Annotated in this window: 11 protein-coding genes; 10 read left to right on the top strand and 1 reads right to left on the bottom strand. The window is 65.3% G+C overall.

The genetic code is table 11. The features are described from left to right. The first annotated feature begins 84 nt into the window (after window positions 1-84). From K1X74_07045 to K1X74_07035, 3 genes are all read left to right on the top strand, one after another. Window positions 85-933, top strand: a complete 849-nt coding sequence (locus K1X74_07045) for an MBL fold metallo-hydrolase (protein ID MBX7166090.1) — start codon at window positions 85-87, stop codon at window positions 931-933. Between the two features lie 98 nt (window positions 934-1,031). Next, window positions 1,032-2,117, top strand: a complete 1,086-nt coding sequence (gene mtnA / locus K1X74_07040) for an S-methyl-5-thioribose-1-phosphate isomerase (protein ID MBX7166089.1) — start codon at window positions 1,032-1,034, stop codon at window positions 2,115-2,117. A 129-nt stretch (window positions 2,118-2,246) separates the two neighbouring features. Next, window positions 2,247-2,864, top strand: coding sequence for a hypothetical protein (locus K1X74_07035; GenBank protein ID MBX7166088.1), 618 nt, complete (start codon window positions 2,247-2,249; stop codon window positions 2,862-2,864). Window positions 2,865-2,964: 100 nt separating this feature from the next. Here the strand turns inward: K1X74_07035 and K1X74_07030 are convergent, their stop codons facing one another. Then, window positions 2,965-4,305 (bottom strand): DUF1501 domain-containing protein, encoded by a 1,341-nt coding sequence (locus tag K1X74_07030; protein ID MBX7166087.1) that lies wholly within the window; start codon window positions 4,303-4,305, stop codon window positions 2,965-2,967. Window positions 4,306-4,554: 249 nt separating this feature from the next. Between K1X74_07030 and K1X74_07025 the strand changes: the two genes are divergently transcribed. The 7 genes from K1X74_07025 to K1X74_06995 all read left to right on the top strand — a co-directional run bounded on the left by K1X74_07025 (window position 4,555) and on the right by K1X74_06995 (window position 11,172). Further along, window positions 4,555-6,021 (top strand): sulfatase, encoded by a 1,467-nt coding sequence (locus K1X74_07025; GenBank protein MBX7166086.1) that lies wholly within the window; start codon window positions 4,555-4,557, stop codon window positions 6,019-6,021. Window positions 6,022-6,104: 83 nt separating this feature from the next. Then, on the top strand, window positions 6,105-6,443 hold the full coding sequence (locus K1X74_07020) for a DUF2089 domain-containing protein (GenBank protein ID MBX7166085.1): 339 nt from the start codon (window positions 6,105-6,107) through the stop codon (window positions 6,441-6,443). Further along, window positions 6,440-7,366, top strand: coding sequence for a hypothetical protein (locus tag K1X74_07015; GenBank protein MBX7166084.1), 927 nt, complete (start codon window positions 6,440-6,442; stop codon window positions 7,364-7,366). The genes K1X74_07020 and K1X74_07015 overlap by 4 nt, the downstream gene beginning before the upstream one ends. A 340-nt stretch (window positions 7,367-7,706) precedes the next feature. After that, entirely contained in the window at window positions 7,707-8,147 is a 441-nt protein-coding gene (locus K1X74_07010; GenBank protein MBX7166083.1) for a hypothetical protein, read from the top strand. Between the two features lie 74 nt (window positions 8,148-8,221). After that, on the top strand, window positions 8,222-8,917 hold the full coding sequence (locus K1X74_07005) for a hypothetical protein (GenBank protein MBX7166082.1): 696 nt from the start codon (window positions 8,222-8,224) through the stop codon (window positions 8,915-8,917). A 64-nt stretch (window positions 8,918-8,981) separates the two neighbouring features. Next, window positions 8,982-9,377: a hypothetical protein gene (locus tag K1X74_07000; protein MBX7166081.1), complete on the top strand. Its 396-nt coding sequence runs from the start codon at window positions 8,982-8,984 to the stop codon at window positions 9,375-9,377. A gap of 301 nt (window positions 9,378-9,678) precedes the next feature. Further along, window positions 9,679-11,172, top strand: coding sequence for a beta-lactamase family protein (locus K1X74_06995; GenBank protein MBX7166080.1), 1,494 nt, complete (start codon window positions 9,679-9,681; stop codon window positions 11,170-11,172). Window positions 11,173-11,175 lie beyond the last annotated feature (3 nt).

The raw sequence follows: 11,175 nt of genomic DNA, 5'->3' as shown, positions 1-11,175 counted from the left end.
GGCCGGCCGCCGCTGCTGGTCGGCCCACTCAACGGTGTGTGCGGCGCCGCGCGGACGATCGCTGGGGAACAAGGAGAGCAGGCGTTGCTACTCGGAGATTGGCGGATCGATTTGGTCAGCGGAGGGCATTTTCGCCTCGATGGCGGAGCCATGTTCGGCGTCGTCCCGAAGCCGCTTTGGGAACCCCTCCAACCGCCCGATGACCGCAATCGCATTCGGATGGCGGCCAATTGCCTGCTGTTGCGCAACGGGCAACGGACGATCCTGGTCGACACCGGGTACGGCGCCAAAAACTCACCCCGCGAATGCGCGATCTATGCCATTGCGCCCGGCGAACCTCTGCTGGACAGCCTGCAGGCGATCGACGTCGCCCCCGAACAGGTCGACACCGTCGTCCTGACCCATTTGCATTTCGACCACGCCGGCGGAGCGACCCAACGCACCGCCGACGGTCGATTGCAGCCCACGTTTCCCAGGGCCAAGTATGTCGTCTCGCGGCGCGAATGGGCCGACGCGGTGGCCCAACTGCCCGAGTTGCAGGCCGCTTACCCGACCGACAATTTCCTGCCGCTGCGTACGGCCGGTTGCCTCGAGATCGTCGAGGGGGCCAGCGAGCTTGCCCCGGGAGTGCGCCTGGTGCCAACGCCGGGACATACGCGGGGTCATCAGTCGCTGGTGATCGCTGCCGGCGGCGAGACGCTGTTCTACCCGGCCGACCTCTGTCCGCAGTCGCATCATCTGCGGCATCTGTGGTGCATGGCGTTCGACGTCGAGGTCCTCGAGACGCGTCGCTTGAAGCCGCAGTGGCTGGGACGCGCCGCCGACGAAGGCTGGCTGGTCGTCTTCGAGCACGATCCGGACGTCGTGGCCGCGCGACTGGCGCGCGACGCGAAGCGCGAGTTTCAGCTCGTCGAGCCGCGCGCGACGCTCTAGCCGAGACCGCGGCAGCGGCGCACTTTGGCAGCCGTGCAACGTCGGCTAGGATGAGCCGCGCCTCGACACGACCAGTCACTCACACGGAACTCTGTTGCATGGCACCAGCGGCTTTCACCACGCTGCGTTGGGTTGACGGGCTCGACGGCCATCTCGCGCTGATCGATCAGACCTTGCTCCCGATGCAGTTGACCGAAATCCCCTGCCGCGACGTCGCCACGGTGTGGGAAGCGATCAAATCATTGCGCGTGCGCGGGGCGCCGGCCATCGGCATCGCCGCGGCGTACGGCGTGTGCCTGGGCCTGCAGACCGTCGCAGGGCAGGGCGAAGCCGCTTTCTTCGCCCGGTTGCACGAGGTCGAGGACTATCTCGCCTCGAGCCGGCCCACGGCCGTGAACCTGTTTTGGGCACTGGAGCGCATGCGGCGCAAGGCCGTATCGATGCGCGGCCGGGCCGAGCCCGAGGCGATCGCCGCCGCGCTGCTCGACGAGGCCCGGGCGATCCACGAGGAAGATCGGCAGATGTGCCGGGCCATCGGCCGGCACGGCGCCGAGCTGCTGGCCACAGGGCAGGGCGTGCTCACGCACTGCAACGCCGGCGGCCTGGCGACGGCCGACTACGGCACGGCGCTGGCCGTGTTTTTCGCGGCGCACGAGCAGGGCAAGACGTTGCACGTGTTCGTCGACGAAACGCGGCCGCTCTTGCAAGGCGCGCGGCTCACCGCCTGGGAACTGCAGCAGCGCGGCATCGACGCCACCTTAATCTGCGACAACATGGCGGCGCAAGTGATGCGCGAGGGGCGCGTACAGGCGGTCGTGACCGGCGCCGACCGCATCGCGGCCAACGGCGACTCGGCGAACAAGATCGGCACCTACGGCGTCGCGGTGCTCGCCGCCGCGCACAACATTCCCTTTTACATCGCGGCCCCGTCGAGCACGTTCGACCTTTCGATCGCGACCGGCGACGAGATCCCGATCGAGCAACGCGACCACCGTGAGATTACCCACGGTTTCGGCCGGCAGACCGCTCCCGAGGGCATCCAGGTCTACAACCCGGCGTTCGACGTGACACCGGCCCGGCTGATCGCCGCCATCATCTGCGAGCGCGGCGTCATTCGCCCCGTCACGCGCGAAGCGATTGCCGCGATGCTCGAGTCGAGCGAGGCGACAGGATCGCAACGCTAGTTCGCGACCCGGCCGGGCACTTCTGCAAACAGGCGCTCGGCGAAGTTTTGATACCCGGCACGATCCGCCCGTATACTGGCGGCGCTGCACCGCCCCAGGGATGTGCGCATTGCGCGAGGCAGACGCTCCATGTCGCCGACATTCGAACAATTCATACGCATCAACAACCTGCTGCTGTTGCTCTGCATCTACGTCGAATTCGTTTATCGAATCTATCGTTGGTGGGCGGCACGTAAACGGACCGGGGAACTGGGCGCTTTGATGACCGCAATTTTCATGCCCTGGTCGTCGGGGTACGCGACACCCATCCTGCACAAGATCGGCGCTGCACTCGCGATGTTTTGGGGACTGCTGGGTATCGTACTGTCCGTGATCTTACTCGTCGCCCTTCCGAAGGAGCCCTTTTACCTGGCAGAGTTCGCTGCCGGATTGATCATTAGCCGTACGTGCTGCCTGGCGGCACTAAGGCTGCGCGGCGGAAACCTGCAGTTCTACGGCCGCGGGCTCCGCTGGCACAACGAGGTGTGCACCTGGAACGACATCTTCAACTATCGCTGGAAGTTCGACAGCGGACGCGACGTGCTCGTGATCAGTCGCCGTGGGCTCTACTCTTCCGTGCCGCTGCGATTGTTCTGCACGTGCTCGCCGGCCGACGTCGCACGGATCGCCCAGTTGATGAGTCAATCGGCGAGCAACGCCGACCAATCGCAGCCGCGCACACCGCAAGTGGCTGCGAGCGCTGCCTGAGCGCGGGCAGCACTTTCCACCGGCAACATCGACGCGAGACTCTAAGCAATCCGACCGCGGGCCTTGAAGAGGCCGATTGCGGCTTACGCCTGGCGGCAAATTAGCCGACCAGTTCGCGGATCGGTTCGTGGCGGTCGACCAAGAACGTCGGGCGTCCGGCGCGGTCGACAATCGCCGTATTGAGCGTGTCGATGCCGATCGTGTGGTAGAGCGTCGCCAACACTTCCTGTATGTGGACGGGCCGGTCCTTCGGCACTTCGCCCAGGCGGTTCGTCGAGCCGATCACCTGCCCGGTCCGCATGCCGCCGCCGGCCAACAGCGCGCACGAGACGGCCGGCCAGTGGTCGCGGCCCGCGTCTTTGTTAATCCGCGGCGTGCGGCCGAATTCGCCCCACACGACGATCGACACGTCGTCGAGCATGCCGCGCTCTTCCAGGTCGTCGACCAAGGCCGTCAGGGCCTGATCGAGCATCGGCATCTCGGTCCGGCCCTGGGCAAAGTTGCCCCCGTGCCAGTCCCAACGGCTGAAGGCCAGGGTCACGCAGCGCACTCCGGCCGATACCAGGCGACGCGCGACGAGGAATTGATCGAGGGTTCGCGGGCCGCCGTCGTCCTTGTTTTCGTTGATGCCCCGGCCGTAGCGCTCGCGCAGCGCCGGGTCTTCGCGCTCGATATCGAGCGCCTCGAGCAGCTTGCTGCTGGTGAGCACGTCGAAGGCCCGCTGCGTGAACGCATCGAGGCCTTCCATCATCCCCCGGGCATCGACCTCGCTGCGGAACCGATCGAGCGCCATCCGCACGGCCTTGCGATCGTTCAGCCGATCGACCGAGACGCCGTTCAGGAGCATGTTTCCCCGTCCCTCGCCGTCGGGCTTGAACGGCCCGTGCGCGGGGCCCAGGAACCCCGGCTCGCCGGCATTGGCCCAGGGCATATGACCCATCCGCGGCGCCAAGCCGACGAACGGCGGCACCGCGCGATCGACGGGTCCCAGCAGTTTCGAGGCGACCGCGCCCACGCACGGATGACCGCCGGCGGGCTGCGGACCGCGGGCAGGCCAGCCGCTGTGACATTGGTAAGAGGCGTGATCACCATCGCAGCCGTAGAGCGACCGGATGATGGCGAACTTGTCCATCCGCTGGGCAATGCGCGGAAACAGTTCGCAAATCTCGATCCCCGACACGCTGGTCGAAATCGGGTTGAACTCGCCGCGAATCTCGGCCGGGGCGTCGGGTTTCAGGTCCCACATGTCTTGATGGGGGGGCCCTCCCGGCAGAAAGACCATGATCACGGCCTTATGACCCAGCCGTCCGCGGCTCACCTGCTCGGCCTGCAACAGCTCCGGCATCGACAGCCCGCCCATGGCGAGCCCGCCGATCTGTAGAAAACCGCGCCGGGTAATGCCGTCGCAGAAGCGTGAAGGACGACCGGGGATGGTAAGCATGGCGAGCACTCCTCTGCGGGGGCTGCGGCAACCATCGGGCAAACGCGTCCTGCCTGCCCGACAAGCCCTAAGGCCTCTGCCGCGAGCAGCTACCGCCTCGAAGTATAACGGCCCGCGCAGGGCGATTGCCAGAACAGATCAACAAAAGCTGATGGGTTTTTTGGGCATCCCCTTGGGGCGCTCGTGGTTGCGTCGATGCGGGCGGCAAATTCTGCTGGGGCAAGAATTTTATCTGGGAAAGGACTGCCGATGTTTGCGCCCAAGCGTACTGTGAAAAGCCCGCGGCCGGTCGTGACGCCGGCCGTCGCGCTGCTGGCCGTGTTGGTCGTGCAGTCCGCAGCCGGCAACCCGGCGCCGCGACGCCCGAACGTCCTGTTGCTGATCGCCGACGATATGAATTGCGATCTGGGCTGCTACGGTCACACGATCGCGCAGACGCCCCATCTCGATCGCCTGGCCGCCCGCGGGGTGCGCTTCGATCGGGCCTATGTGCAGTACACCGTCTGTAACCCGAGCCGGGCTTCGTTCTTGACGGGCCTGCGGCCCACCACGACCGGCGTTTGGGACAACGAAACGCAATTTCGACGCAACCTGCCGGACGTCGTGACGCTGCCGCAGTTGTTTCGGCAGCACGGGTACTTCACCGCCGGACTGGGCAAGGTGTTTCATCGCGGTCTTTCGCCCGACGACGTGCGACCTGAGCGTGATGACCCTGCTTCTTGGGACCACACCTTCTACGGCCAGGCAACCGAAACCGGCAATCGCGGCGAGCAGCGCGACATGTCGGGCGGCCGCGTGCGCTGGTGCCGCTGGAACGCCGCCGCAGGGACCGACCAGGATCAAGCCGACGGCCAACTCGCGGCCGAAGCGATCCGCCTGCTCGAGAACCGCGACGAGCGGCCATTTTTTCTGGCGGTCGGCTTTTACCGGCCGCACGATCCGTTTCAGAGTCCACGGGCCTATTTCGATCGCTACGCTCTAGAGCGGCTGCCGCTGCCGCCGGCGCTTGCGCCCGACGCACGCATGCCCGAGCTGGCGCTGCCGGCCGGTCCGATGCGACAGGTGTTCGCCGAATTCACGGCCACGGACCAGCGCGAATTCCTGCGGGCCTACTACGCAGGCATTTCGTTTGTCGACGCGCAGGTCGGCCGGCTGCTGGCGGAACTCGATCGCCAGGATCTGTGGGACCATACGATCGTGGTCTTGATCGGCGATCACGGCTATGAGCTGGGTGCCCGAGGCTGGTGGAACAAGAACACGTTATTCGAGCGGTCATGCCGTGCGCCGTTGATCGTCTGGGCCCCCGGGGCCGCAGGTAACGGGCAGTCGACACAGGCCATCACGGAGTTCATCGATCTCTATCCCACGCTGGCCGATCTTTGCGGAATCGCGGGGCCGGCGCAACTGGAAGGGCGAAGCCTGCGCCCTGTTCTCGACCGACCGGAACTTCCGGGCAAAGACTTTGCCCTGACCACCATTCGCCGTGGTCCGCAGGTTTGGGGCCAAAGCCTGCGGACCCGTGAATGGCGCTACACCGAGTGGGACCAAGGGCGGCAGGGACGCGAGCTCTATGGGCACGACGATGACCCCGGCGAGACGCGCAATGTGGCCAGCGAAGCACGTTTCGGCGACCGGGTCGAAGCGCTTCATCAACTCCTGCTGAGCACGGCTCAACCCGGCGATCTGGCCGGTGCGAAATCTCACGAAACTAAATAAAGTGAATATTGACTTTTGATTATTTAATTCTAAAGTTGATTCAGAATTGAATTTTTCGCAGGCATGGCCTCCGAGGACGGCCCGTGGGTAATCGGCCGCTGCGCGTGATCGACGTCGAGCAACCCGCCACCGAGCGGTGGTTCGATCGGCTGAGCGACGAAGACCTGGCGTTCGTCCGCCGGTTCATTCTTTGCTCCGGTTCGCTCAAAGAATTGGCGTCGATCTACAGCATTTCGTACCCCACGGTGCGTCTGCGCCTCGATCGCTTGATCGAGCGGATCAAGCTGCTCGAAAGCGCAGAGATCCGCAGCGAGTTCGAGCGCACGGCGCGGCTGCTCTATGCCGACGGCAAACTCGACCTGGCGTCGCTCAAGGCCTTGTTGGCGGCACATCGCAAAGAAGTCGAGGGGACCGAATCATGAACCGGCGCGTCGTCGGGGCGGGGATCGCTTGCCTGGTTGCTGCTTTGTGCCTGATCGGGCACAACCAGCCGGCCCAGGCGGCGAACAAGGTCGTCCGGGTGATCCGCTGGAGCGAATTAGCCAAGGCGGGAAGCCTGCTCTCCGGTGAATTGGCGAAACCCAGCGACAATAGGCAGCCCGACGCGCTTGTCGTGCGCGTTGCCGAAGGCGCGGCTCCGCTCGCAAAGGTCTGCGTGATCGACCAGCCTGGTGTCGGCGGTCCCGCCTACATGCTGCGCGGCAAGGTGCGCTGCGAAGGCGTCACCGAGCCCGGCTTTGTTGAAATGTGGAACCATTTCCCAGAGGGGTTCGCGTACTTTACCCGAACGCTGGCCGAGACGGGCCCCATGGGCCATCTGGCTGGCACGCAAGACTGGCGCGAGCTGGCCTTGCCGTTCGCGATTTCTCAACCCGGCGAGCCGGTCGATGCGGCGAAGCGCCCCCTGCGGCTCGAAATCAACGTCGTCTTGCCGCGCGGCGGCACGGTCTACCTCAGCGACTTGGAACTCGTACAGGTGAGCGATCTTGCGGGCCTCAATCAGGCACTGTCGCCGCAGGGCGCCGGCTTCGGCTGGCCAACGCTGGCGGCGGCTCTGTTGCTCGGCGGACAAATGCTCCTGGTCGTGCTGCTTTCCGCGCTTGCTGCACGGGGCCTGGCAAGCCCGACCTGGATGATGCGCCTGGCCGGCGCGTTTGCCGGTGTGAGCGCACTTTCGTTGCTCTGCGGTCTGCTCGCAGTGGCCTTGCCGGTCGAGCGCGCCGTGCAATTGCAGCTGCTCTTGGGGGGGCTTGCCGGCATCGGCGCGTCGGCCCTGTTGATTCCCGGATTACGTCGAAAGCTCCACGAACGAGAGCTGCGCCAAATGCAAGCACTCGACGTCTAGACGATCGGCGCCAGGCTGTCGAAACCGAGACGTCCGTGCAATGCAATCACCCCCGGCGCGTTGCATGAGCGGCTTCGCGCCAGTGTGACGCAACCGCTCAACCCCAAGAATTCCCAGCCCGCACACCGCTCTTCGTGCGTCATGGCCTTTCGTCCGGCAATCGGGCTTGGACCGGCCATTTCCTGGCTGCGCTGCAAAAGGAAGTGTCGCTGGGTTGTCGTGCGGCCACCCGTCACAACGCGTTGGAATGCGAATTGCTCACAATTCAGCTGGGGGAAGATATCCATTGGCAAGGTGAGTTGCGAAGCCGCGACCAGCGCTCGCTTCGCGGGAGGCAACCATGGCCAGCAAGACTACGTCGCGCGGGCGAAGCATCGTCGTCCGCCCCACGCCCGAGCAGTTGCATCGCGAACACCGCGCCTGGCTGGGAGAAGATGCGCTATGGCGCGATCAGATTCGCGCTTGGCAATCCGAACTGAAGCAGTCGGCCGCTGACCTGAAGAAGGTGGAAAAGGCCCTCGACGCACATGCCAAGGCGCTGGCTCGACACGCAGCGGCGATTCGGTTGTACGAACAGTCGATGCTGGAGCACGAGCACCTGCTGGTGCAAGCCATCAAGGGGGGCAACGGACAGGTTCCGCCGAACCTGATGCCGAGCCACGATGCCGTGGCCATCGAGCACTCCGCACAGCGCGAGCAACACGAACGGATCAAGCAGCGTCATCACACGGTGCTGGCGCATCTGCGCGTGTTGAGCCAGGCGCTGAGCAACGTCGAGTAGCGTGAATCGTGTGTTCTGCATTGCCGCATGAACCGGTTAGCGCAGTGACGCGCTGCATACAAGGAGACATAGCCATGCGTATCAGGATTACCGCGAGCGCCTTACTGGGCGCTGTCTTGCTTGCCTGCGTGGCGAGCATCGCTTGGGCCGAAGAGGCCGCAACCAGCGAGACCAAGACACCCCAGGTGCCCGAAGGGTGGCTGGTGCTCGAAGACGATGTTTGGTTTCAGCTCGCCGACGAGCCGAACCTGCACTTTCATCGCGCGCGGATCAGCTTTCTGAGCCGTGAAAAAGCCGAGGCGGCGAACAACATCCGCAAGGGCGGCGCCATGCTCAAGCTGGCCCTGGTCAATGCCCGGGGCAGTGCCAAGAAAGACCTGCAAGCGTCGGTCTTCGAGCTGTATGCCCTGGCAGAGGGCCTGAAGGCCGATAAGCCGGTGAACATCAAGCTGATGGACCGCGTGTTCGCCCGGGCTCACTTTGCCCTGGCCAAATACAACCAGGAAGCGGCCCGTGAACACTTTGATCGCAACGACGCCCGGGGGGCCGGCATGCACCTGCGTGCAGCGGCACATGCGATTGAACATGGCCTGGCCTGGGCCGGCGACGAGAAGAACGCTTCGCCGACCGTGGAAGTGCTCTCGGCCGAGAAGCTGGCCGAGGACCTGATCGCCGGGTCGCAAGTGGCCGCGATGGAAGTGCTCAAGGCCCTGCAAGTCGTCGCCGATGAGGTCGCGCGCATGCAAAAACTGCAAGACATGTTCAAATAGTCCGCTCGGCGGCCGACGCCGCGTGGTCTGAACCGTCCTGCTGAACAGAGAAAGGTCGATACCCATGAGGTGGCTAAATGGATTGGTAGCAGCCGCGGTGATCGCCGCGACGGCGACGATCGCCACGGCGCAGGAGCCCGAGGGTGAACAGCCCATGAGTGTCTGGATGAAGCGCAAGCTCGAGGCCTCGCAGCACACGCTCGAGGCGCTGGCGCTCGAGGACTACGACATGATCCGCAAGAGTGCCGAGTCGATGTACAACATGAGCCGGCTCGAAGGGCTCGTGCGACGGCGCGATACGGCCGACTACCGCACGCAGTTGCGGATCTTTCGCGACGCGAACCAGCAGTTGATGACCGCGGCCGACGATCACAATCTGGATGCCGCGGCCCTGGCGTTTACCCAACTGACGCTTAGTTGCGTGAATTGCCACAAGCAACTGCGCAACGCCGAGAAATAGGCCAGCATTTTTTCGCACCACGGCGGACGGCCGCGCACGAACCGGCGTGGCTTGTCCGCCGCAATGCTTGGGGATCGGATCTTTCCGGCACAGGCCCGTCGCAGTTCGGCGAACGGATCGGCCGGCAACCTCGTCCGGGCACGGCGCGGCCGCGCGCAACGAAATCGGCGGGCCTGCCCAAGATTCGCCGCGGAGGGCCGAATCTAGTTTACCGGCCGGATACCGTGCTTTGCGGCGCTGGGGCCCCGGTCGAACGTTACCATGGGAGCCGTCGCCTTCACTGCACGACGCGAGATCGCCGATGAACCGCCAGCTCGCTGCCCGGTGTCGATTGCTCGTAGGCCTGGCCGGTGTCGTTCTGAACTGCTGCGCTGCGCTGGCTGCCGAGGCACCGACGCAAGCGGCGATCGAGGCGGCCGTCGTTCCTTTGGTGTCGTACGATGACGAACCGGCACAGGCCACTTTGGTCGAGCGGATGAAGCACTACGGAGTGCCCGGCGTGAGCGTGGCCGTGGTTGCCGAAGGAAAGCTCGCCTGGGCCGCCGGCTACGGCACGACCGACGTCGCTCAGGGTTCGCCGGTGACGCCCGAGACGTTGTTCCAGGCCGCCTCGATCAGCAAGCCCGTCGCGATGCTGGGCACCTTGCAACTCGTCGCGGCGGGACGGCTCGAGCTGGATGCCGACGTGCAGAAATATTTGCAGCGCTGGCAGATTCCAGCGAACACGTTCACCACCCAACAGCCGGTCACGCTGCGATTGCTGATGAGCCATCGTGGCGGTACGACCGTGCACGGCTTTCGCGGCTACCAGGTCGACGAGCCGCTGCCGACGCTGGTGCAGATCCTTGCTGGTACCAAGCCGGCAAACAACGACCCGGTCCTGGTCGTCCGCACGCCGGGCGAGTCGTTCGTCTATTCCGGCGGCGGCACGACGATCGTGCAAACCGTCGTGAAGGACGTGACCGGCGAACCGCTCGCGGCGCTGCTCGAGCGCGAGGTGCTCAGGCCGCTGGAGATGCACGCCAGTAGCTATGCGCAGCCGCTGCCGACGGACCGACAAGACCAGGCCGCCAGCGGGCACACCAACGATGGAAAGGTTCTCGCAGGTCGCTGGCACGTTTATCCCGAGCAGGCGGCCGCGGGACTGTGGACTACGAGCAGCGATCTGTGCCGGTATGTGATGGGCGTGCAACGGGCGCTGGCCGGCGAACCGGGCGCTGTGTTGCCTCGTGAGTTGGCCGAGCAAATGGTCACGCCGGTGGGCGAGGGGCCGTTCGGCCTGGGACCGTTTCTGACGCTGAGCGACGGCCGCGTCGTGCGGTTCTCGCACGGCGGGTCGAACGCCGGCTTTCGCTGCGAGGTGGCCGGGACGATCGAGGGCGGCTGCGGCGCCGCCGTGATGACCAATTCGGATAACGGCGGCGAACTGGCCTCTGAAATCTTGCGCACGATTGCCCGCGCCTATGGCTGGCCCGGTGCGGCGCTCGAGAGCCGTCGGGCCATTCGGGTCGACGATCCAACGCTGCAGTCGTACGTGGGCAAATATGCCGCGGGGCCGCTACCGGTGGGCGAACTGGCCGTGCGCGACGGCCGCGTGTTCATCCAGGCCTCGGGCGGCGCGCTCGAGCTGTTTTTCGTTTCACCGACGACGTTCTTCAGCACGGCCGCCGAACTGGAAGGCGAGATCCACGTCGCCGAGGACGGCACGGTGACGATCCTGGCCGAGCTGGGCGGCAATCCGCTCAAACTCAGAAAACTCACGCCGCAGCCGCAGCCTGCTGCGGCCGGCAAGTGAAGC

The sequence above is a fragment of the Pirellulales bacterium genome (genome assembly GCA_019694435.1).
GTDB lineage: Bacteria > Planctomycetota > Planctomycetia > Pirellulales > JAEUIK01 > JAIBBZ01.
Note: the sequence above shows the minus strand (reverse complement) of the source record. Positions and strands in the feature narration are given on the sequence as shown.